The sequence below is a fragment of the Pseudomonas sp. GV085 genome (genome assembly GCF_003050925.1).
Lineage (GTDB): Bacteria > Pseudomonadota > Gammaproteobacteria > Pseudomonadales > Pseudomonadaceae > Aquipseudomonas.
Genome location: NZ_QAOV01000001.1, coordinates 703,987 through 726,758 on the forward strand (window position 1 = coordinate 703,987; position 22,772 = coordinate 726,758).

A 22,772-nucleotide genomic window follows, 5' to 3' on the forward strand; every position below is an offset into this window, starting at 1 on the left:
CAGATGATCTCCCACAGTTGACCGGATTGTTCAGACGAACGCGGTCCCCTGTGGGAGCGGGCTTGCCCGCGATGAGGCCATCAGCTTCAACACAAAACAGTTGGCCTTAACCCGCCTTGCGCAACGCCTCGATCAGCTCTTTTTTGCGCATCGAGGACCGCCCGGGAATACCCTTGGCCCGGGCTTCCTTTCTCAAGCTATCGACCGTCTGGGCCTCTCTGGATGCAGCGCTATCGCGTGAGTGCCCCTTACGAGTGGCCACCGCTCGACGCGCCGACTCCTTGCGATCTGCCGACTTTGCACTGGCCGGTTTCTTGCGCCCCGACCCACCGGCCCGTTCGCCGCCGCCGGACTGTTTGTTCACGGTCGCCCAGGCACGGGCTTCGGCTTCGTCCTTTGAAAGGCCTTTGCTTTCGTAACTGTCTTCGATGTGTTGCGCCTTGCGCTTTTGCTCGGCGGTGTATTTGGTTTTGCTTCCACGAGGCATGGGATTTCTCCTGGCTTCATTACTGGCTCATATTGCTTTCCTCGTCCTCGGTGGTGCTTGAACCGAGGCCGCCACTGCCGGGTGTTTTTTTGTCCGGCAGGTTCTTCCCGCCCTGACGCCCCATGTCATTGCCCTGGGTTCGCGGGTCGGTGCCGGTGGAGGGCGGGAGGTTGTGGTCGATCGTCGTGCCATCGGTGTTCATGCCTGGAGCACTCTGGATCGCCGGTGCCCTGGGCTTTTCCACCGGGTTGGTCGGGCCGGTGCTCGAGCCGATGGTCCCGGCGAACGCGGCAGAAGACAGCAGGGCGGCGAGGGCGAGGGCGGTCAACCTGGACAGGATCATGGTGTTGTCTCCAACGGGTAGAGTCCTTACCTGATTAGTCCGCCCTCGATCCGGATGGGTGCATTGTCAGCGACGAACGGCTCAGGCCTGTTCCAATGTCCTGACCGCTGTGGCTCTACGCCAGATCAAACGGCCCACGGTGATCATCCAGTTGAGCGCAGCCACCGCCAGCACCGTGAGCAACAGCGTGGGCATGCCTTGTTCGACGATGATTTTCCCGGCCAGCAAAGGAAAGCCGAATACGCCGATGAAGTACGACAGGCTGAACAACAACAAGGATTGCGCGGTGGTGCCGTTCGGCGCTTCATTGGCGGCCAGGCCATTGATCACCGAGTAGGTCAGGCCGTAACCGATCCCGAGCATCACCGCCGCGAGCAGGTAGCTGAAGCTGCTGTCGACGACAAAACCGAACATCACGATCGACGTCAGCATCAACCCCGAAAGCAGGCACGATGCACGCAATGGATCGCGCTTGACCACGAAGCCGGCAACCAGCATGCGGCCGCTGATCGCCGCGCTCATGAAACCGAGGAAGAACAACGAGTAGTCGAGCGAGTGCGCCGTCGCATAACTGGTTTGAAAGCTCGACAGACCACCGAAAACGCAGCCGCCGAGACCGACCATGATGACCGGGAAAACGGCCCTGGACGACAGCACCTGAGCCGCTGCACGCCAGGAAATCCGCGACACGCTGCCAGATTGCGCGGGCGCCTGTTTCAACTGCCGATCCAGACGCCAGAACAGCAATACGCCGATCAGGCTGGCCAGCGCCGCCAGGTAAAACGCGGCTGTCACCGGATAACCGAGGGCGCTCGCCGCGCGGCCGAGCAACGGGCCGCTGCCAATCCCGGTCATCATGCTGCCCGACAGCAGGGCGAAGTATTTCGCACGCTGTGCGGGTGTCACCAGGCTTGCGACGATGATCGGCCCCAGGGTGTAGAACACGCCCCAGCCCAGGCCCAGCAACAGCCCGAAAAACAACAGCAGGTGACCGAAGCCCGGGGTCAGGGCGAAGCCCAGGCTGGCCGCTACCAGCAAAACACCGAACAGCGCCACCGATCGGGCGGCACCGAGCAAATCGGACAAATGGCCGGAAACAATCACCGCCGCAAAGGTGCTGAGCATCGCCGCCGAAATCACACTGCCGGCGTCGTGTTCGTTGCCACCGCGAGAACCAATCAACAATGACAGCAAAAACGTCGAACCGTAGGACAGCGACAACAGGTAACTGGCGAGGCAAAACAGGCCGAACAACTTGCTTGAGACAGGAGGTGTTGCGGTAGGCATGACGTGGTTCCTTGGCCGGATAAATGAGCAGCGCGGCTATCTAATCACGCAGTGCCCGAATGTTAGGTCCGAGGTTATCGATTCCAGGGTTAGTGTTGGCCGGAGTAAAGCCTCCAGACACTTTGTGGCGGATCAGCTTTTGTGGCGAGGGAGCTTGCTCCCGCTGGCCTGCGAAGCAGGCCCTGTCGCGACCGGCTCTGTTTTTCCAGAAAGATCGCATTGCCTTCTTTTGGGGCTGCTGCGCAACCCGGCGGGAGCAAGCTCCCTCGCCACAGGCAAGTCCCCTCGCCACAAGTACCGCGCCGACTTAGTATGGCGTTTTCCACTTTTGACAAGGCACGTCCATGACGATCGAAATCCGCCCGGCGACCCCCAGTGACGCACCGCAAATCCTCGCGTTCATCACTGAACTGGCCGACTACGAACGTGCCCGCCATGAAGTCATCGCCAGTGTTGCCGACATCGAGCGCAGCCTGTTCAGCGAAGGTGCCACCGCCCATGGCCTGATCTGCCTGCGCGACGGTGCACCCATCGGTTTCGCGGTGTTCTTCTTCAGCTATTCCACCTGGCTTGGCAGCAATTGCCTGTACCTCGAAGACCTCTACATCACCCCGCAACAGCGCGGCGGAGGCGCGGGCAAGACCCTGCTGCGGCATCTGGCGAAAATCGCCTGCGCCAACGACTGCGGCCGTTTCGAGTGGAGCGTGCTGGAGTGGAATACCCCGGCCATCGAATTCTACAAGTCCCTGGGAGCACAGCCGCAGGAGGAGTGGGTTCGCTATCGGATGGATGGGGCGGTGTTGCGGGATTTCGCAGCGGGTAACTGAAACTTCTTAAAAGATCGCAGCCTTCGGCAGCTCCTACGGATCGATGTACACCGCCAAACCGCGGCGGACGATCCCGTGTAGGAGCTGCCGAAGGCTGCGATCTTTTTTTGTCTGGTCTCATAATATGGGATTGATATTTATATATTGAGATTTATCCCGGCGCAGGTTTATAGTCCCGCTCACTCACTGCCAAAAACCAAAACAGGTGAAGCGATGCAGGCGCAATTGATCGCGCTCGACTGGGGGACAACCTCATTACGTGCTTACAAACTGGCTGAAGGTGGCTTGGTCCTCGAACAGCGTTCGCTGTCGTCGGGGATCATGCAGCTACCGAAAGCGCCGCGAATCATTGACGGCCGGGAATGCGCCGATGGTTTTGAACTGGCATTCGACGAGGCTTGCGGTGACTGGCTCGATGCCCAGCCGGATTTGCCGGTGATTGCCTGCGGCATGGTCGGCAGCGCCCAGGGCTGGCGCGAAGCGGCCTACCGCGACACGCCGGCAAACGTCGCCACTCTCGGTACTTCCTTGCAAACCGTGCGCAGCCTGCGCGGCATCGATGTGCACATCGTGCCCGGCGTCATCGAGCGTTCGCCTTTGCCGAACGTGATGCGCGGCGAAGAAACCCAGGTGCTCGGTGTGCTGCAAAACCTGACGAGCGAGGCGGGCGCTGATCTGCTGATCGGCCTGCCGGGCAGCCATTCGAAATGGGTGGAAGTGGCCGACGGCTGCATCGTGCATTTCGATACGTTCATGACCGGCGAAGTGTTCGCCGTGCTCAGCGAGCACAGCATTCTCGGACGCACCCATCAGCGTGGCGGATCCTTCGATGGCGATGCGTTTGATCGTGGCGTGCAGGTCGCGTTGTCGGCGGACGGTGAAACCGGTCCGCTGTCGACCATGTTCAGCGCCCGCAGTCTCGGGCTGACCGGCGAATTGAGCGCCACCGCCCAGGCGGACTACCTGTCCGGCCTGCTGATCGGCCATGAGTTGGCGGCCCTGGCCAGCGTCCAGCGGCGCCGGCGCAACAGCGTGCACCTGCCTTCGATCATCCTCATCGGCAACACCCAACTCTGTGCCCGCTACAGCCGTGCGCTCGACGCCTGCGGTTTTGCCCGGGTGACCCTGGCCGAACAGGCCACCGAACGCGGATTGTGGCAACTGGCGCTGGCTGCCGGCCTGGTCACGCGCACCGCATCCCGTTAAACCTGACTGGAGACCTGACATGCTCAAACAAGCCTTGGCGCAAAACGGACTGATCGCGATCCTGCGCGGCCTGCGCCCGCAGGAAGCGGTCGCCATCGGCGAAGTCCTGTACGCCGCCGGATTTCGCGTCATCGAAGTGCCGCTCAATTCCCCTGAGCCGTACGAAAGTATCCGCATCCTGCGCAGCATCTTGCCCGCCGATTGCCTGATCGGTGCCGGCACGGTGTTGACGCCGGAGCAGGTCGAGCAAGTGAAGGCCGCGGGCGGCCAGGTGATCGTCATGCCCCATAGCGATCCGAAGGTCTTGCGCGCGGCGAAAGCGGCGGGACTTTACCTGTCGCCGGGTGTCGCTACGCCGACCGAAGCCTTCGCGGCACTGGCTGAAGGCGCGGATGTGCTGAAGATGTTCCCGGCCGAGCAGATGGGGCCGGCGGTCGTCAAAGCCTGGCTGGCCGTGCTGCCGGCGGGAACGATTCTGGCGCCGGTCGGCGGCATCACGCCGGACAACATGCAGGTGTTTATCGACGCTGGCGTCAAAGGCTTCGGCCTCGGCTCGGGGCTGTTCAAACCGGGCATGACGGCGGAACAAGTGGCGGCCAATGCCAAGGCCTATGTCGCTGCGTGGAAGGCCCTTCGATAAGACTTTTTGGGCGCTGCGAGCGCTGCATCTAACAAGAGAGACAAACAGATGAAAATCACCAAACTGACCACCTTCATCGTTCCGCCGCGCTGGTGCTTCCTCAAGGTCGAAACCGACGAGGGCGTCACCGGTTGGGGTGAGCCCGTGGTCGAAGGCCGCGCCCACACCGTTGCCGCTGCCGTTGAAGAATTGTCCGACTACCTGATCGGCAAAGACCCGCGCAACATCGAAGACATCTGGACCGTGCTCTATCGCGGCGGCTTCTACCGTGGCGGCGCGATCCACATGAGCGCCCTGGCCGGTATCGACCAGGCTTTGTGGGACATCAAAGGCAAGGCGCTGGGCGTGTCGGTCAGCGACCTGTTGGGCGGTCAGGTGCGGGACAAGATTCGTGTGTATTCGTGGATCGGCGGCGACCGTCCGGCAGATACCGCACGGGCGGCGAAAGAAGCGGTCGAGCGTGGTTTCACTGCGGTGAAAATGAACGGTACCGAAGAACTGCAATTCCTCGACACCTTCGACAAGGTCGACCAGGCCCTGGCCAATGTCGCTGCCGTGCGCGATGCCGTCGGCCCGAACGTCGGCATCGGCGTGGACTTCCATGGCCGGGTGCACAAGCCCATGGCCAAGGTGCTGATGAAGGAACTCGATCCGTACAAGCTGATGTTCATCGAAGAACCGGTGCTCAGCGAAAACTACGAGGCGCTCAAAGAGCTCGCGCCGCTGACCAGCACGCCGATCGCCCTGGGTGAGCGGCTGTTCTCGCGCTGGGACTTCAAGCGCGTGCTCAGCGAAGGCTACGTCGACATCATCCAACCGGATGCCTCCCACGCCGGCGGTATCACCGAGACTCGCAAGATCGCCAACATGGCCGAAGCCTATGACGTCGCGCTGGCGCTGCATTGCCCACTGGGCCCGATTGCCTTGGCGGCCTGCCTGCAACTGGACGCCGCTTGCTACAACGCATTCATTCAGGAGCAGAGCCTGGGCATCCATTACAACGAGAGCAACGACCTGCTCGACTACGTCAAGGACCCACGGGTGTTCGACTACGACCAAGGCTTCGTGAAGATCCCGAACGGCCCGGGCCTGGGCATCGAGATCAACGAGGAATACGTGATCGAACGCGCGGCCATCGGCCACCGCTGGCGCAACCCGATCTGGCGCCATGCCGATGGCAGCTTTGCCGAGTGGTGAGTGATCCCTGACCCACCACAAATCCCTTGTAGGAGCGAGCCTGCTCGCGATGGTGTGTCTGTCGCCATCAATGGTGAATGACACACCGCTATCGCGAGCAGGCTCACTCCTACAAGGGGTCTGCGTCAGCCTTTAGAACGACCTCAATAACCATAAGAAGAGGCACCCCTCATGCAACCGCAAACCCTCACCGGGCAGGCGTCGTTGGTGACGCCCAGCCGCAAGCGTTTTTTCATCATGGTGCTGTTGTTCATCACCGTGGTGATCAACTACCTGGACCGCAGCAACCTGTCGATTGCCGCCCCGGCATTGACCAGTGACCTGGGCATCGACCCGATCCACGTCGGCCTGATCTTCTCCGCGTTCGGCTGGACCTACGCTGCCATGCAAATCCCTGGCGGCTGGCTGGTGGATCGTGTGCCGCCACGGATTCTGTACAGCGTTGCCTTGCTGCTGTGGTCGGTGGCCACGGTGATGCTCGGCTTCGCCGCCAGCTTCATCGCGCTGTTCGTGTTGCGTATGGCTGTCGGTGCGCTGGAAGCGCCGGCGTATCCGATCAACAGCCGCGTGGTCACCACCTGGTTTCCAGAGCGCGAGCGCGCTACGGCGATTGGTTTTTACACCTCCGGGCAGTTCGTCGGCCTGGCCTTCCTGACACCGGTACTGGCGTGGCTTCAGCACGAATTCGGCTGGCACATGGTGTTCGTCGCCACCGGCGCGGTGGGCATTGTGTGGGCGGTGATCTGGTACGCGGTGTATCGCGAGCCGCGGGATTTCAAAGGCGCCAATGACGCGGAAATCGATTTGATCCGCGAGGGCGGCGGGTTGGTGGATATCCAGGCCGAACAGGCCAAAGTCAAAGCCAAATTCAGCTGGACTGACCTGGGCATTGTCCTGACCAAGCGCAAACTCTGGGGCATCTACCTCGGCCAGTTCTGCCTCAACTCAACGCTGTGGTTTTTCCTGACCTGGTTCCCGACCTACCTGGTGAAATACCGCGGCATGGACTTCATCAAGTCCGGCCTGTTGGCGTCGCTGCCGTTTCTCGCCGCGTTCATCGGTGTGCTGTGTTCCGGTTTCTTCTCGGACTTTTTGATCCGTCGCGGCTGCACGGTGGGTTTCGCCCGCAAGTTGCCGATCATCAGCGGTTTGCTGATTTCCACCTCGATCATCGGCGCCAACTTTGTCGAGTCGACGCCGTTGGTGATTGCCTTCCTCGCGCTGGCATTCTTCGGCAATGGCCTGGCTTCGATCACCTGGTCGCTGGTATCGACGCTCGCCCCGGCGCGCCTGCTCGGGCTGACCGGCGGGGTGTTCAACTTCATCGGTAACCTGTCGGCGATCGCCACGCCTATCGTGATCGGTTTCCTCGCGACGGGAGATTCTTTTGCCCCGGCGATCACCTACATCTCGGTGCTGGCATTGATTGGCGCACTGTCCTACATCCTGCTGGTGGGCAAGGTCGAGCGTATCAAGTTGTAGTCGTGGCGCGCGGGCGACCATAATGCCGCCCGTTCACTCGCTCAACGGTAAAGGCTGGATATGCAGGAAGACGCCCCAAAAATCGCCAAGGACGCCGCGCCGACCGGCACCCAGACCCTGCTTCGCGGTCTGGGTGTGGTCCAGGCCGTGGCCAGTGGCGCCCGCGATCTCAAGGAAATCGCCCGGCTGATCGGCACCACGCGCAGCACCACCCATCGCCTGGCCAGTTGCCTGGTGGACGAGCGTTATCTGCGGGTGGTGCCGCAAGTCGGTTATCTGCTGGGGCCGAAACTGATCGAACTGGGGTTCCAGGCCCGTGAAGAGTTGCCGCTGGTGACCCTGGCCGGGCCGTATCTGGACGAGTTGTCGGCGTTGACCGGCGACACCATTCACCTGGCGATCCGCGAAGGCGACGAAGTGCTGTACCTGCACAAGAATCCGGGGCGCAATGGCCCGGAAATGCGCTCGCGGGTCGGCCATCGCATGCCGTTGGCGCGCACCGGGATCGGCAAGGCACTGATGCTCGATGATTCACCGCAAGAGTGGCAGCGCCTGTACGAGGTCAGTTTGCCGGTGGGTGGGAAAAATCAATTCTGGCCACAGCACCCGGAGCAGTCCTGGGAGCAGTTCGAGCAGCGCATGGTCGAGTACGTGGCCGGCGGTTACGCCTTCGATCTGGAAGACAACGAACCGTCGATCCGCTGCGTGGCGGCGCCGATTCGCGATGCCAGCAAGCGTATCGTCGCCGGCATCAGCATCGCCAGCACCGTGCCATACATGCCGCTGGAAAAAATGGCCGAGCTGATTCCCCTGATCAAAGGGGTCACGGCCCGGCTGTCGGCGGAGCTGGGTCTTAAGGTTTAAACCTTGAGGGTCGCCATGTCGATGACGAAGCGGTACTTCACGTCACCGGCGATCATGCGGGCGTAAGCCTCGTTGATCTGGCGGATGTCGAGCATTTCGATGTCGCAGGTGATGTTGTGCTCGGCGCAGAAATCCAGCACTTCCTGGGTTTCGGCGATGCCGCCGATCAGCGAGCCGGCCAATACCCGGCGGCCCAGGACCAGTTTGGCCGCATGCACTGGCGGCTCTACGGGTTCGATCAACCCCACCAGAATATGCACGCCGTCGAAACGCAGGGTGTCGAGGTAGGGGTTGAGGTCGTGCTGCACCGGAATGGTGTCGAGCAGGAAGTCGAAGTGACCGGCGGCGGCCTGCATCTGCGCGTCATCGGTGGACACGATCACATGGTCCGCGCCCTGGCGGCGAGCCTCTTCGGCCTTGCTTGCCGAACGGGTGAACAGCGTCACTTCGGCGCCCATCGCCTTGGCGAACTTGATGCCCATGTGGCCGAGGCCGCCCATGCCCAGAATCCCGACCTTGTCTCCGGCTTTCACGCCGTAGTGCTTGAGTGGCGAATAAGTGGTGATACCGGCGCACAGAATCGGTGCGGCACTGGCCAGGTTCAGTTTCTCGGGGATGCGTACCACAAAGTGCTCGCTGACCACGATGCTGTCGGAGTAGCCGCCCATGGTGTTGCTGCCATCCACGCGGTCCGGGGTGGCGTAGGTCATGGTCGGGCCTTCGAGGCAATATTGCTCCAGGTTGGCCTGGCAAGCTTCGCAATGGCGGCATGAATCGACCATGCAGCCGACACCGACCAGATCGCCGACTTTGTGTTGGGTGACATTCGCACCGACGGCGGTCACCTTGCCTACGATTTCGTGACCAGGCATCAGCGGGTAAACGGCAATGCCCCACTCGTTGCGGGCCTGATGGATGTCTGAATGGCAGACGCCGCAGTAGAGAATCTCGATGGCAATGTCGTCGGCCCGTGGGCTGCGGCGTTCGAATTTCACAGGGGCGAGGGGAGTGGTGGCCGACTGGGCGGCGTATCCGATGGCGGTGTACATGGTGAACCTCGCAAAAGCGCTGACGGGTGAGGTGGCGCATTCTGGGCGCCGAACCCGGTAGCAGCCATGGCGATTCCTCCGGGTGTCATGCCTATTCCTCCGGCATCGCTCCTTGAGCGATTCCATTGGCGATCAGACCTGCGATGATGCTTTCATCCCTTTTTTTCGAAGTTTTTTTCATGCAGTTGACCCGTCATCTTGATGCCAACGCCACCCTGGTTTCGCTGATCGAGCCGCTGTCCACTCGCAACGGTTTCGTCCCGACTGCGTTACCGGGCGTGCAGGTCCTGCGGGCCAGTTGCGACGTGGCCCGTGGGCCGCAGATCTATGAGCCGAGCCTGGTGATCATCGCCCAGGGCAGCAAACTGGCGTACCTGGGACCGCGCACTCTGGAATATGGCGCAGGGCACTACCTGATTCAGGCGCTGCCGGTGCCGTTCGAGTGTGAAACCTTTGCCGCGCCGAGCGGGCCAATGCTGGGCGTGTCTGTCGCGATCGACCGGGTGATGCTGGGTGAGCTGGTATTGGCAATGGGCTTGGCGCCGGGGCGGCATATTCCGGCGCAAACACCTGAGTCCATGACCTCGGCAGTGCTCGATGATGCGATGCGTGGTTGTGTCGAGCGACTGTTGCGTTGCCTGCACGATCCGCTGGAGTGCCAGATCATGGGGCAAGCGCGCTTGCGCGAGTTGCTGTTCGTCGCATTGCGCGGTCCGCAAGCCGATGTGTTGCGGGCGCTGGTTGAACAGCAGGGGCAGTTCGCCCGGATCGCGGCATCCCTCAGTCATCTGCATGCGCATTTCGCCGAACCGCTGAACGTCGAGACCCTGGCCAGTTGCGCGAACATGAGTGCGTCGACCTTTCACGAGCATTTCAAGCGCAGCACCTTGTTGTCGCCGGTGCAGTATCTGAAGCGATTGCGTTTGCTCAGGGCGCAGCAGTTGTTGCTGGGCGAGGGGCTAGGCGTGGCGCAGGTGGCGCATCGGGTGGGGTATCAGAGCACGTCGCAGTTCAGTCGCGAGTACAAGCGCTACTTTGAGCGTAGCCCTGGGGATGAACGCGCCGCTTGAGTCACCGCCAATCCTCTGTGGGAGCGAGCCTGCTCGCGAATGCGGTGTGTCAGTCAACATAGATGTTGGATGTCAGGCCGCCTTCGCGAGCAGGCTCGCTCCCACATTTGTTTTGTGGTGTGGCTTGAACTGCAGGCAACAAAAAGGCCCCCGTTTCGGGAGCCTTGATGTTCGTGGTTCGGCTTACATGTTCGGGTAAGTCGGGCCGCCGGCGCCTTCAGGTGTCACCCAGGTGATGTTCTGTGCAGGATCCTTGATGTCACAGGTCTTGCAGTGAACGCAGTTCTGGGCGTTGATCTGGAAGCGCTTCTCGCCGTCTTCCTTGGTGATCACTTCGTACACGCCAGCCGGGCAGTAACGCTGGGCAGGCTCATCGTACAGCGGCAGGTTCTTGCTGATCGGGATGCTCGGATCGGCGAGCTTGAGATGGCACGGCTGCTCTTCTTCATGGTTGGTACCGGAGATGAACACCGAGCTGAGTTTGTCGAAGCTGATTTTGCCGTCGGGTTTCGGGTAGTCGATCTTCTTGCAGTCGGCCGCGAGCTTCAGGCAAGCGTAATCCGGCTTGGTGTCGTGCAGGGTGAACGGCAGTTTGCCGCCGAAGATGTTCTGGTCGAGCCAGTTGAAACCACCGCCGACGATGGCGCCGAACTTGTGGATCGCCGGGCCGAAGTTGCGACTGGCGAACAGTTCTTCGTAGAGCCAGCTCTTCTTGAAGGCGTCGACGTAGGTGGTCAGTTCTTCGCTGCCGTCCTTCTCGGCGAACAGCGCGTCAGCCACCGATTCAGCGGCGAGCATGCCGGATTTCATCGCGGTGTGGCTGCCTTTGATCTTGGCGAAGTTCAGGGTGCCGAGGTCGCAACCGATCAGCGCGCCGCCCTTGAACACCATTTTCGGCAGCGAGTTCAGGCCGCCCTTGCTGATCGCGCGGGCGCCGTAGCTGATGCGCTTGCCGCCTTCCAGGTACTGCTTGAGCACCGGGTGATGCTTGAGGCGCTGGAACTCGTCGAACGGCGACAGGTAGGTGTTGCTGTAGGACAGGTCGACGATCAGACCGACGACCACCTGGTTGTTTTCCAGGTGATAGAGGAATGAGCCACCGGTGTTCTCGGTGCCCATGATGTCCATCGGCCAACCGGCAGTGTGCACCACCAGGCCAGGCTGGTGTTTGGCCGGGTCGACTTCCCAGATTTCTTTCAGGCCGATGCCGTAGTGCTGGGCATCAGCGTCAGTGTCCAGGTTGAAACGCTTGATCAGCTGCTTGCCGATGTGGCCACGGCAACCTTCGGCGAACAGCGTGTACTTGCCGCGCAGTTCCATGCCCGGGGTGTACAGGCCTTCCTTCGGGTTACCTTCGCGGTCGACGCCCAGGTCGCCGGTGATGATCCCGCGCACCACGCCGTTCTCGTCGATCAGCGCTTCCTGAGCAGCGAAGCCCGGGTAGATTTCCACGCCCAGGTTCTCGGCCTGCTGGGCCAGCCAGCGGCACAGGTTGCCCAGGGAGATGATGTAGTTGCCTTCGTTGTGCATGGTCTTGGGCACAAAGAAGTCTGGAATTTTTTGCGCGCTCTCAGCGTTCTTCAGAACGAAGATGTCGTCGCGGGTGACGGGGGTGTTCAGCGGCGCGCCGAGTGCTTTCCAGTCCGGGAACAGTTCGTTCAGGGCCCGTGGTTCGAACACGGCACCGGACAGAATGTGAGCACCGACTTCGGAGCCTTTTTCGACCACGCAGACGCTGATTTCCTTACCGGCTTCGGCGGCCTTCTGCTTCAAGCGGCAGGCGGCGGAAAGACCCGCGGGGCCGGCACCGACGATGACAACGTCGAATTCCATGTATTCGCGTTCCACAGGTTATCTCCTACTCAAGGCTCAACAGTTTTTTTTCTAATTTGGAGGTTCAGTGTCGCATCCATGAATCCCGGCGCAACGCCGAGAGCGGACAATCGATTGACCACCTTTCTCTTTGGGTGGCGCATTATATCTACACCACTCTCAGCGTCCAATACAAACGTTTGTTTGAATTGGCTCAAAGCCAGAGAAATCAAAGTCACGCGCCTTATGAACGGCCATTTTGGCGTATTGACCGGAATAGGCGTTCCGGTCAATATACGGGCGGTTTTGCGATCGCCGTAGGCTGACTGTTGGTTTCAAGAGCACCTCTAAAGACAGGGCGATGGCAGTAGAGAGTGATGCGCTGCGCGGGGCTGATGCGCAGTTTACACGCCGCGATGTTGAATGACTCGTCAGTCACCACTGACGGACGGTCATCCAGATCATGAGCGATGGTCACTTGACAGCTTTGCCGGCGTTTTGGAGGTGCCCTTGCGCCCGATGAGCATCAACCGCCAGGTTCGCCTAGGCGACTTTCTTTTCACCGGAGAGTAACGAGGAATCCATGAAGGTTCTTGTAGCTGTCAAACGCGTTGTGGATTACAACGTCAAGGTCCGCGTCAAGGCGGACAATTCCGGCGTCGATCTTGCCAACGTCAAGATGTCGATGAACCCGTTCTGCGAGATCGCCGTGGAAGAAGCCGTACGCCTGAAAGAGAAAGGTGTTGCGACTGAAATCGTCGTCGTCTCCGTCGGCCCGTCCACCGCTCAAGAGCAACTGCGCACCGCGCTGGCTCTGGGTGCCGACCGCGCCATCCTCGTCGAGTCCGCCGAAGACCTGACTTCCCTGGCCGTTGCCAAGCTGCTGAAGGCCGTTGTCGACAAGGAACAGCCTCAGCTGGTGATCCTTGGTAAACAAGCCATCGACAGCGACAACAACCAGACTGGCCAGATGCTTGCTGCATTGAGCGGCTACGGTCAGGGCACGTTCGCTTCGAAAGTCGAAATCAGCGGCGACAGCGTTGCCGTGACTCGCGAAGTCGACGGCGGCGCGCAGACAGTTTCCCTGAAACTGCCGGCCATCGTCACCACCGACCTGCGTTTGAACGAGCCGCGCTACGCGTCTCTGCCAAACATCATGAAAGCCAAGAAGAAGCCTCTCGAAGTGCTGACTCCGGACGCTTTGGGCGTTTCCACCGCCTCCACCAACACAACCTTGAAAGTCGAAGCGCCAGCTGCACGCAGCGCGGGTATCAAGGTCAAGTCGGTGGCTGAACTGGTCGAGAAACTGAAAAACGAAGCGAAGGTAATCTAATCATGACTATCTTGGTAATCGCTGAACACGACGGCAAAGCAGTGGCCCCGGCCACGCTGAACACCGTGGCTGCTGCCGCCAAAATCGGTGGCGACATCCACGTGCTGGTTGCAGGTCAGGGCGTTGGCGCCGTGGCTGAAGCCGCTGCGAAAATCGCTGGTGTGAGCAAAGTGCTGGTAGCCGATAACGCTGCCTACGCGCACCAGCTGCCGGAAAACGTTGCTCCGCTGGTAGCCGAGTTGGGCAAGGGCTACAGCCATATCCTGGCTGCCGCTACTTCCAACGGTAAAAACATCCTGCCGCGCGTTGCCGCTGCCCTGGACGTTGACCAGATCTCCGAGATCATCTCGGTAGAAAGCGCCGACACCTTCAAGCGTCCGATCTACGCTGGTAACGCCATCGCTACCGTTCAGTCGAACGCTGCAGTGAAAGTGATCACCGTGCGTGCCACCGGTTTCGACCCGGTTGCCGCTGAAGGCGGTTCTGCTGCTGTTGAAGCCGTTGCTGCTGCTCATGACGCTGGCATCTCCAGCTTCGTTGGCGAAGAGCTGGCCAAGTCCGATCGTCCGGAACTGACCGCTGCCAAGATCGTCGTTTCGGGCGGGCGCGGCATGCAGAACGGTGACAACTTCAAACACCTGTACGCCCTGGCCGACAAGCTGGGCGCTGCCGTTGGTGCTTCGCGCGCCGCGGTCGACGCAGGTTTTGTTCCCAACGACATGCAGGTCGGTCAGACCGGCAAGATCGTTGCGCCACAGCTGTACATCGCCGTCGGTATCTCCGGCGCGATCCAGCACCTGGCCGGCATGAAAGACTCCAAAGTGATCGTTGCGATCAACAAGGACGAAGAAGCGCCGATCTTCCAGGTGGCCGATTACGGCCTGGTGGCGGACTTGTTCGAAGCCATCCCTGAGTTCGAGAAGCTGGTCTAATCCGGCTGCTTCACTTATAAAGAGCCCGGCCTTTTGGTCGGGCTTTTTTTTGGGCTTTGTCCCCTGTAGGAGCGAGCCTGCTCGCGATGGACGTCAACGATGACGCGGGGATCCTGGATACAAGCGGTGCATTTGAAACCATCGCGAGCAAGCTCGCTCCTACAGGGGGGCATAACCGGGTTTGAGTGGAGTGAATTGCCATGGATCTGCGACTTGTGTGGAGCTTACTGGGATTGGCGTTATTGCCGGCGCTGTCTTTCGCCGCAGGCAAATGCGAGCGCCTGGTGGTGACCGGCAGCCCGGACGCGCCACCGTATCTGTGGCAAGACCCGCAGAATCCCGAACGCCTGATCGGTGCCAGTGCCGATTTGCTGCAGCAAGTGGCGGGGGAGTTGGGGCTCAAGGTCGAGCTGCTGTATGCCGGCAAACGCGCCCAGGCCCTGGACGAAGTGCGCAGCGGGCGCATGGACATGCTGGCGGACGCGACGTTGACGCTCAGCGAGCTGGAAACCCTGGATTACATCCATCCACCTTTGTTGGAAAACGACTATCTGGTCTGGACGCGCAAGGACTCGACGCTGATCTATAACGAAGCACAAGATCTGCACGGCCATAGCGGTGCCGTGTCGGAAAAGGCTCGATTGACTCCGCAATTCAGCACTTTTGCCGGACAGCAGTTAACCCTCACGCACACGTCCAGCCTGACCCAGGCCTTTCAGAAATTGCTGTTGGGCGAGGTCGAGTTTGTGCTGGCAGGACGTTACTCGGGCATGGCGACCGCGCAGACACTGGGCATGGCCGGTGATTTGGTCACTCGCTCGCAACCGGTCGACAAGCCTGGCCTGTACCTGGCGATTTCCCATGACTCGGCCTGCAACGATCCGTGGTTGCGCGGACAGTTGGCCAAAAAGATGACAGAATTGCCCGCGTCCGGACTGACGGAAGCCGTGCTGATGCGCAATATCGAGCGTTGGAAGGCACAACGCTCACAACCGCAGCAACCCTCGCAACAACCCGTCAGTGCCCCAAAACAGTAGGGATATTTAGTGAGTATTCGACCTCTTTTCGCTGCCGTGGCCTTTGTGGTCCTGGCGGGTTGTGCAACCGATCCTGCGCCGAATGAACAGATGCGCCTGACCGAACAGGCTCTCGAACAGGCCAAGGCCGTGGGCGCCACCGCAGACGATGTGCCGGAAATGAAACTGGCCGAAGACAAGTACAACCGCGCCAAGGGCAACATGACCGATCAATCCTTCAAGAATGCGCGGATGCGGGCCGAACAGGCCGAACTCGATGCGCGCCTGGCTGAAGCCAAGGTGTTGAAGGCCAAGAGCGAGGAGCAGTTGAACGTGCTGAACACCCGCATCGCCCGCCTGCAAAAGCAACTGGGAGATGCCGAATGAGCCTCAAGAGCAAAGCCCTCGGCGGTTTGATCCTGGCAGGCTGCGCGAGCCTGTCTGGTTGCGCCAGCCAGCACAGCGAGACCGCATTGCAACAGGCTGGAACCGATTTTCAGAAGGTCAAGGAAGACTCCAATGTGCTGCGAATCGCCCCCAAGGACGTGATTCGCGCGGGGGAGTCCCTGGCCCGTGCCGATCGCCTGTCCAGCTATTGGGGTAGCGGTTCGGACGTGGTGCATTACGCCTATCTGAGCCAGCGCTATAGTGCCATTGCCCGGGAGCACACCGATCAGGCGCTCAACGAAGAGCAAGCGGCGAAACTCGAACTGGAGCGGCAGCGCCTGCAACTGGCACTGCGTGAATCCAAACTGTTCAGCGTGCAGCAGCAAGGCAAATGGCTCGAAGAGCAGATCCTGGCATTGACGACCACCCAGACCGACCGTGGCCTGGTGATGACATTGGGCGACATGCTGTTCGACACCGGCGAAGCGGAATTGAAACCTTCGGCCAACCGTGTGGTGCTGAAGATCGTGCAGTTCCTGCAACTCAACCCCAAGCGTGTGGTACGGATCGAAGGTTATACGGACAGTACCGGGGGCAAGCAGGAAAACCTCAAGCTGTCCCGCGACCGCGCACAATCGGTTGCTGACGTGTTGATGGACCTGGGCATCGACGACAAGCGTATTCAGGTCGAGGGTTATGGTGACGAGTATCCCGTGGACGCGAATGCGTCGGAACGGGGTCGAGCGCAGAACCGTCGGGTGGAAATTGTGTTTTCCGACGAAAAGGGCCAGCTCGGCGCTGCCCGGTAGGAGCTGCTCCAGGGTGACGCTATGCACCCTGTAGGAGCTGCGGAGTGAAACGAGGCTGCGATCTTTTCGAGTTCACTTGAGTATCAAGAGCAAGATCAACAGATCGCAGCCTCGTTTCACTCCGCAGCTCCTACAGCTCCTACAACCCGGCCTGCCATGCAGCGTCGGGTTTTTTTATGGTGCGCCGATTAACGCATAAAACAGTACAGATTTTGCTGACACTGCACTGTACGGTCGACTATTGTGGCAACTGTCCCCGTACACTTTTAAACTGTTCCGGTATTGTTTCACACAAGAATAAAATGCCCGTGAAATCGAGTGCTGCGTCATGACCAATCTTTTGCTCTATCAACGTATTGCTCAACAACTGGCCGAAGACATCCGCCGTGGGGTCTATCAGCCGGGGGAGCGCGTGCCTTCTGTGCGCAAGATGAGCTCGCAGCTCAATGTCAGCCATGCGACGGTGTTGCAGGCGTATGCCAATCTCGAGGATCAGGGGTTGATCCGCGCCCGGCCGCAGTCGGGGTACTACGTGCACCAGACGCCGGCACTCACCGCACCGACGCCGGACATCGCCCGGGTCGAGCGCCCCGGCCTGGTCACCCGCAGTAGCATCATTCAACAAGTCCTGGTCGAATCCCGTCGTGAAGGGGTCTTCCCGCTGGGCGCTGCAGTGCCTAGTGTCGATTATTTGCCGGTGCGGGCACTGCATCAGCAATTGGCCAAAGTCACCCGTTTCCATAGCCCGCGGGCCTTCAGCTACATGTTCAGCCCCGGTTTCGAGCCGTTGCGCCGACAGGTGGCGATCCGCATGCGCGATGCCGGTGTGGTGGTCGATCCGTCGGAAGTGGTGATTACTCACGGCTGCGTCGATGCCCTGCAGATGTCCTTGCGCGTGCTGACCCGTCCGGGCGATCTGATTGCGGCTGAGTCGCCGACCTATTACGGGTTGCTGCAACTGGCCGATCTGTTGGGCCTCAAGGTCATCGAAATCCCCAGCGATCCGGCCACGGGCATGAGCCTGGAAGCCTTGCAACTGGCGGCCAACCAATGGTCGATCAAGGCGTTGGTGCTGACCACGCGACTAAGCAATCCATTGGGCGGCACCATGCCGGAGGAGCGGCAGAAACAATTGCTGCGCCTGGCGTCGGACTTCGATATCCAGATTGTCGAAGACGATATCTACGGCGAGCTGATGTTCGAGCAAGGGCGTACCAAGTCCCTCAAGGCCTATGATCGGCTGGATCGAGTGATCTATTGCTCGAGCTTCTCTAAAACCCTGTCGCCTGGCGTGCGGATCGGCTGGATGATTGCCGGCAAGTATCAGCAGGAAATCCAGCGCTTGCAGACCTTCAGCACGCATTCTGCGTGCAGCGTGACCCAGATGGGCATTGCCGCGTACCTGGAAAATGGTGGGTACGACCGGCATTTGCGCTTCATCCGTCAGGAATACCGCAAGAACCTCAGTGCCTTCCAGCTGGCGGTGCAGCAGTATTTCCCGGAAGGCACGCAGATGACCCGGCCTACCGGCGGCTTCATTCTGTGGGTCAGTCTGCCGGGACGGGTCAACACCCAGGAGTTGCACGTGCGGGCATTGCAGCAGGGCATCAGTATTGCGCCGGGACTGATCTTCAGTAATACCGAGCAGTTCAATCACTGCATTCGCCTCAATTGCGGCATCCCGTGGAATCGTGAAGCCGAGCGCGCGTTGATGACCTTGGGCATGCTGGCCACCCAGCTCTGCCAGGAGATGGCGGGCGGTTTGTAACAGGCTGCTACGGTGCTTGTCTTGTGGGCTGCAACAGGCGAGCATATGCACCTCTGCCGTTTGCACCCACCGTGGGATACATGAAACCGACCTTTCCTGCCGCCTGGCTTTTGCTCTGCCTGTTTGCGAGTATTCAGCCGGCATTCGTCGTAGCAGCTACCGAGCAGGATCAGGAGGCCACCGGCAGTTTCCACGTCGCACCGATAAAACCCGAACCTGTGAAAAAAGCCTCGCCGGCCGAGAAACCGGCGACGCCCGTGAAAAAGCGCCCGCCCATTGCCTCCAAATCGAAACCGGCCAGCGAAGTGGTCAAGACCGAGCTTCCATCCGCCAATTTGGACCTGAGCCTGCCCAAGGATATGGTTCAGGAGTTGAAGCCGGTCGGAACGGTGCCGTTGTCCAGGCGCGAACCATTGTTGCCCCAGATGTTCGGTGACAAAAGCGACAGCAGCCCGTTCCAGCTCAACGGGCGCCTGCTCAGCAATGAAATGCAGCTGCAACTGCGAAAGGAAGAGCGCCGCGATGTTGAAGGCGCGGCACTGGACTTCGAGTTCAAGCAGTAACCTCACCAGGATCCGCGAACCGCAGACCAGACGCTTTGTCGGCGACTGGTCGGTGATGCTCGTTTACATGGAAAAACCCGCTGGCAGGTAATTTAAAACAACTGTTTAAGCGAGTACTCTGTGCCCCGTCCTTTTATACATTGCTCGTCGCGAGGAGCTTGTCGTCATGAAATGCCGTGAGGGCTGTGGCGCTTGTTGCATTGCCCCTTCCATCAGTTCACCGATTCCCGGTATGCCCAACGGCAAAGCCGCAGGGGAGCGTTGCCTGCAACTTTCCTCCGATAACCTGTGCAATATTTTCGGCCAGCCGGAACGGCCGGCGGTGTGTTCTGCCTTCGAGGCCGACCCTGAGGTGTGCGGAAGCAGCAGCGAAGAAGCGATCCGGTTGATTGGCTGGTGGGAGCAAATGACGGCGGCATGATGTGTGGGCTTGCACCTGCGATCACCTCCGAAAAACCTGAAGGTGAGCGGAGGTGCAAGCCCAACGAACGGAACTTCAACAATAAGGAATAAGACTATGGGTTCGCTGCATCGTATGGCTGTGCTGTGTGGATTGACGGTTGTGCTGGCTACTTCGACGGCCCAGGCCGAAGACTGGAAAGTCAAAAAAGACGAAGACGGTATCAAGATCTCCCTGAGTGAAGTGGCCGGCTCCGACTACAAGGCCTACCAGGGCGTCACGCTGATGAAAACCACCATAGCCAAGCTGCGCGCGTTGCAGGAAGACGTGTCCGGAGCCTGCGCCTGGATTCACGAATGCAAAACCCAGAAGCTGCTCAAGCACGAAGGTGACCAGAGCTGGACCTACACTCAGTTCAACACCCCGTGGCCGGTTACTGCGCGTGATTCGGTGCTGCACGTCACCACCATCGAAGGCGCTGATGGCAGCCTGACCCGCAAGCTCGAAGGCGTACCAAAATACATTCCTGAAGAAAAAGGCTTCGTCCGGGTCGCCAAGGTCGACGGTTTCTGGAAGTTCGTGCCCAAGGGCGACCAGGTCGAAGTGACCTATCAGGTGCACACCGAGCCGGGCGGCAGCGTGCCGTCGATGGTGGCCAACAAGTTTGTGGTGGATGCCCCGTTCAATACCTTGAAAGCCCTCAAGGAACGCGCCGAGAAGTAACGCTGTCGTTCTTTCAAGGTGACTTCGTAGCGCCCCGACCGGTTCGGGGCGTTTGCGTTTTTGACGGGGGCGGGTGCTTTAATTTGTTTCCGAATATGCGTTGCACGAAATTTTCACCCAGTCTCCAAGACAATTCGCCGGTTCTTGCACAGCACGCTGCGTATTCCTGAATGCAGGATGAAACAGTCGGAATGAGGGTAGTTATCAATGGCAATGCTGCCGTTGATCGTGCAACATTTGCGCACCGCGCAAACCCCCGGGCCTGGTACGGGCCGAAAAGAGGGCAAGGCGCAGCTGTATTTTTGAAACTTCAACTTCCAATGGGTCCTAAAACGACATGGCAATCCCGGACGCCCTGAATCAGCAGCGAGCTTCTAGTCGCCTGCTGCAACCGACCGTCAAATCGCATCTGGCCTACACGCTGTTGTGTGCCCTGGTCATGATGGTCATGTTCAGCCTGCTGCGCGTCGCGCTGCTGGTTTACAACCGCTCGATGATCCTCGACACACCGGCCTCGACCTTCCTCGAGGCATTCGCCAACGGTCTGCGTTTCGACCTGCGTCTGGTGGTCTATCTCAGCATTCCGTTGCTGCTGGCAATGTTCAGCGTCCGGGCCATGGCGGCGCGCGGGCTGTTCCGTTTCTGGCTGACGATTGTCTCCAGCATTGCGTTGTTCCTGGGCCTGATGGAGATGGACTTCTATCGTGAGTTCCACCAGCGCCTCAACGGCCTGGTCTTCCAGTACGTCAAGGAGGATCCGAAAACCGTGATGAGCATGCTCTGGTACGGTTTTCCGGTGGTCCGTTACCTGTTGGCATGGGCCGTGGGCACCTGGATCCTGAGCCTGGCATTCATGGGCGCCGATCGTGCAACCCGCCCTCGTGGCCCGTTCAGTGGCGGCAGTATCGGCACGCGCCAGGTTGCGCCGTGGTACGCACGTATCGCGGTATTCGTGGTGTGCCTGCTGGTTTGCGTGGTCGCCGCCCGTGGCACCCTGCGCCAGGGCCCGCCGCTGCGTTGGGGTGACGTCTACACCACCAATTCGAACTTCGCCAACCAGTTGGGCCTCAACGGCACCCTGCAGTTGGTTGCCGCAGCGAAGAGCCGGATGTCCGAAGATCGCGACAACATCTGGAAGGCCACCCTGCCTCAAGAGCAAGCCCGGCAAGTCGTACGTGACATGCTGGTGCTGCCCGACGAGAAACTGGTGGACGCCGACATGGCCGCCGTACGTCGTGACTACACGCCGCCGACCGACAAGACCCTGCCGATCAAGAACGTCGTCGTGATCCTGATGGAAAGCATGGCCGGTCACTCGGTGGGGGCTCTGGGCGGGCCGGGCAACATCACGCCGTACCTCGACAAACTGTCGAAGGAAGGCCTGCTGTTCGACCGCTTCTTCTCCAACGGTACCCATACCCACCAGGGCATGTTCGCCACCATGGGTTGCTTTCCGAACCTGCCTGGTTTCGAATACCTGATGCAGACCCCGGAAGGCAGCCACAAACTGTCTGGCCTGCCGCAGTTGCTCAGTGCCCGTCACTTTGACGACGTGTACGTCTACAACGGCGATTTCGCCTGGGACAACCAGTCGGGCTTCTTCAGCAACCAGGGCATGACCAACTTCATCGGCCGTAACGATTTCGTTAACCCGGTGTTCTCCGACCCGACATGGGGCGTGTCCGACCAGGATATGTTCGACCGCAGCCTGCAAGAGCTCAAGGCTCGGGAAAACGGCAAACCGTTCTACGCCTTGCTGCAAACCCTGTCCAACCACACGCCTTACGCCTTGCCGACGCCATTACCGGTCGAGCGCGTGACCAATCGCGGCAGCCTGAACGAGCACTTGACCGCCATGCGTTATGCGGACTGGGCGCTGGGCCAGTTCTTTGAAAAGGCCCGCAAGGAGCCGTACTTCAAGGAAACCCTGTTCGTCATCGTCGGTGACCACGGTTTCGGCAACGAACAGCAGATCACTGAAATGGACCTGGGCCGCTTCAACGTGCCGATGTTGATGATCGCGCCGGGCATCCAGGAGAAGTTCGGTCAGCGTGACCATACCGTGGGCACCCAGATCGACATCGTACCGACCATCATGGGCCGCCTGGGCGGCGAAACTCGCCAGCAATGCTGGGGCCGCGACCTGCTCAACCTGCCTGAAGGCGATAAGGGTTTTGGTGTGATCAAACCTTCGGGTAACGAGCAGACCACGGCCATCCTCAGCGACGACCGGATCCTTGTACTGCCGAAGGAAAAGGACATGGCGCCAAAGTTGTACCAGTACGAAATGGGCGCTACACCGCATGCCGAGATCATTGCGGATGCACCGGGTACCGCTGAGTTGAAACTCAAGCTCGAAGCGTTCCTGCAAACCGCGACCAAGAGTCTGCTGGACAACACTGCCGGTGTAGTTCACGGCACGCCGCAGTAAGTTGTGACGCAATAGAAAAAGAGGCTCTTCAAGAGCCTCTTTTTTTTTGCCTGGCGGGTCTCTATCTTTTTTTTGCTGCATTGGTTACTTCAAAGGCTCCCGCGGTTTGCTCGGGCCATTCAGCAATCTGATGGAGCGTGGGTCGG

Annotated in this window: 22 protein-coding genes; 17 read left to right on the forward strand and 5 right to left on the reverse strand. The window is 60.1% G+C overall.

What is annotated here, in order from left to right; all coding sequences use genetic code 11:
* Window positions 1-106 precede the first annotated feature (106 nt).
* The 3 genes from C8K63_RS03310 to C8K63_RS03320 form a co-directional block, all read right to left on the reverse strand.
* Window positions 107-487, reverse strand: coding sequence for a Rho termination factor N-terminal domain-containing protein (locus C8K63_RS03310; RefSeq protein WP_108215370.1), 381 nt, complete (start codon window positions 485-487; stop codon window positions 107-109).
* Between the two features lie 19 nt (window positions 488-506).
* Window positions 507-830: a hypothetical protein gene (locus tag C8K63_RS03315; RefSeq protein ID WP_108215371.1), complete on the reverse strand. Its 324-nt coding sequence runs from the start codon at window positions 828-830 to the stop codon at window positions 507-509.
* Between the two features lie 81 nt (window positions 831-911).
* Window positions 912-2,117, reverse strand: a complete 1,206-nt coding sequence (locus C8K63_RS03320; protein ID WP_108215372.1) for an MFS transporter — start codon at window positions 2,115-2,117, stop codon at window positions 912-914.
* Window positions 2,118-2,461: 344 nt separating this feature from the next.
* On the opposite strand from C8K63_RS03320, the gene C8K63_RS03330 reads away from it, so the two are divergent.
* The 6 genes from C8K63_RS03330 (at window position 2,462) to C8K63_RS03360 (ending at window position 8,333) form a co-directional block, all read left to right on the forward strand.
* A complete protein-coding gene (locus tag C8K63_RS03330) occupies window positions 2,462-2,944 on the forward strand; it encodes a GNAT family N-acetyltransferase (protein WP_057400335.1) in 483 nt (160 codons plus the stop codon).
* A 213-nt stretch (window positions 2,945-3,157) separates the two neighbouring features.
* Window positions 3,158-4,150 (forward strand): 2-dehydro-3-deoxygalactonokinase, encoded by a 993-nt coding sequence (locus C8K63_RS03335; protein WP_108215374.1) that lies wholly within the window; start codon window positions 3,158-3,160, stop codon window positions 4,148-4,150.
* Between the two features lie 19 nt (window positions 4,151-4,169).
* On the forward strand, window positions 4,170-4,790 hold the full coding sequence (locus C8K63_RS03340; RefSeq protein ID WP_108215375.1) for a 2-dehydro-3-deoxy-6-phosphogalactonate aldolase: 621 nt from the start codon (window positions 4,170-4,172) through the stop codon (window positions 4,788-4,790).
* A 48-nt stretch (window positions 4,791-4,838) separates the two neighbouring features.
* Complete coding sequence (dgoD, locus tag C8K63_RS03345) at window positions 4,839-5,987, forward strand: galactonate dehydratase (RefSeq protein ID WP_007977010.1); 1,149 nt, start codon at window positions 4,839-4,841, stop codon at window positions 5,985-5,987.
* Window positions 5,988-6,158: 171 nt separating this feature from the next.
* Window positions 6,159-7,469: an MFS transporter gene (locus tag C8K63_RS03355; protein ID WP_095943996.1), complete on the forward strand. Its 1,311-nt coding sequence runs from the start codon at window positions 6,159-6,161 to the stop codon at window positions 7,467-7,469.
* 60 nt (window positions 7,470-7,529) lie between these two features.
* A complete protein-coding gene (locus C8K63_RS03360) occupies window positions 7,530-8,333 on the forward strand; it encodes an IclR family transcriptional regulator (protein WP_108215376.1) in 804 nt (267 codons plus the stop codon).
* On the opposite strand, the gene C8K63_RS03365 is transcribed toward C8K63_RS03360, so the two are convergent.
* Window positions 8,330-9,382 (reverse strand): NAD(P)-dependent alcohol dehydrogenase, encoded by a 1,053-nt coding sequence (locus tag C8K63_RS03365; RefSeq protein WP_108215377.1) that lies wholly within the window; start codon window positions 9,380-9,382, stop codon window positions 8,330-8,332. The two genes, C8K63_RS03360 and C8K63_RS03365, sit on opposite strands and share 4 nt — an antisense overlap.
* Window positions 9,383-9,561: 179 nt before the next feature.
* Between C8K63_RS03365 and C8K63_RS03370 the strand changes: the two genes are divergently transcribed.
* Entirely contained in the window at window positions 9,562-10,452 is an 891-nt protein-coding gene (locus C8K63_RS03370; protein ID WP_108215480.1) for an AraC family transcriptional regulator, read from the forward strand.
* 183 nt (window positions 10,453-10,635) lie between these two features.
* On the opposite strand, the gene C8K63_RS03380 is transcribed toward C8K63_RS03370, so the two are convergent.
* Window positions 10,636-12,300: an electron transfer flavoprotein-ubiquinone oxidoreductase gene (locus tag C8K63_RS03380; RefSeq protein WP_108215379.1), complete on the reverse strand. Its 1,665-nt coding sequence runs from the start codon at window positions 12,298-12,300 to the stop codon at window positions 10,636-10,638.
* A gap of 547 nt (window positions 12,301-12,847) precedes the next feature.
* On the opposite strand from C8K63_RS03380, the gene C8K63_RS03385 reads away from it, so the two are divergent.
* The 10 genes from C8K63_RS03385 (at window position 12,848) to C8K63_RS03430 (ending at window position 22,626) form a co-directional block, all read left to right on the forward strand.
* Window positions 12,848-13,597 (forward strand): electron transfer flavoprotein subunit beta/FixA family protein, encoded by a 750-nt coding sequence (locus tag C8K63_RS03385; protein WP_108215380.1) that lies wholly within the window; start codon window positions 12,848-12,850, stop codon window positions 13,595-13,597.
* A 2-nt stretch (window positions 13,598-13,599) separates the two neighbouring features.
* Window positions 13,600-14,529: an electron transfer flavoprotein subunit alpha/FixB family protein gene (locus C8K63_RS03390; protein ID WP_108215381.1), complete on the forward strand. Its 930-nt coding sequence runs from the start codon at window positions 13,600-13,602 to the stop codon at window positions 14,527-14,529.
* 200 nt (window positions 14,530-14,729) lie between these two features.
* Complete coding sequence (locus tag C8K63_RS03395; protein ID WP_108215382.1) at window positions 14,730-15,566, forward strand: ABC transporter substrate-binding protein; 837 nt, start codon at window positions 14,730-14,732, stop codon at window positions 15,564-15,566.
* Window positions 15,567-15,575: 9 nt separating this feature from the next.
* Window positions 15,576-15,932, forward strand: a complete 357-nt coding sequence (locus C8K63_RS03400; protein WP_108215383.1) for a DUF4398 domain-containing protein — start codon at window positions 15,576-15,578, stop codon at window positions 15,930-15,932.
* Complete coding sequence (locus C8K63_RS03405; protein WP_108215384.1) at window positions 15,929-16,741, forward strand: OmpA family protein; 813 nt, start codon at window positions 15,929-15,931, stop codon at window positions 16,739-16,741. The genes C8K63_RS03400 and C8K63_RS03405 overlap by 4 nt, the downstream gene beginning before the upstream one ends.
* Before the next feature lie 328 nt (window positions 16,742-17,069).
* Window positions 17,070-18,509, forward strand: coding sequence for a PLP-dependent aminotransferase family protein (locus tag C8K63_RS03410; protein ID WP_008050371.1), 1,440 nt, complete (start codon window positions 17,070-17,072; stop codon window positions 18,507-18,509).
* 80 nt (window positions 18,510-18,589) lie between these two features.
* Complete coding sequence (locus C8K63_RS03415; protein WP_108215385.1) at window positions 18,590-19,072, forward strand: translation initiation factor 2; 483 nt, start codon at window positions 18,590-18,592, stop codon at window positions 19,070-19,072.
* Between the two features lie 166 nt (window positions 19,073-19,238).
* Window positions 19,239-19,493, forward strand: coding sequence for a YkgJ family cysteine cluster protein (locus tag C8K63_RS03420; RefSeq protein WP_108215386.1), 255 nt, complete (start codon window positions 19,239-19,241; stop codon window positions 19,491-19,493).
* A 96-nt stretch (window positions 19,494-19,589) separates the two neighbouring features.
* Entirely contained in the window at window positions 19,590-20,195 is a 606-nt protein-coding gene (locus C8K63_RS03425; RefSeq protein WP_108215387.1) for an START domain-containing protein, read from the forward strand.
* Window positions 20,196-20,532: 337 nt separating this feature from the next.
* Window positions 20,533-22,626 (forward strand): LTA synthase family protein, encoded by a 2,094-nt coding sequence (locus C8K63_RS03430; RefSeq protein WP_108215388.1) that lies wholly within the window; start codon window positions 20,533-20,535, stop codon window positions 22,624-22,626.
* Window positions 22,627-22,772 lie beyond the last annotated feature (146 nt).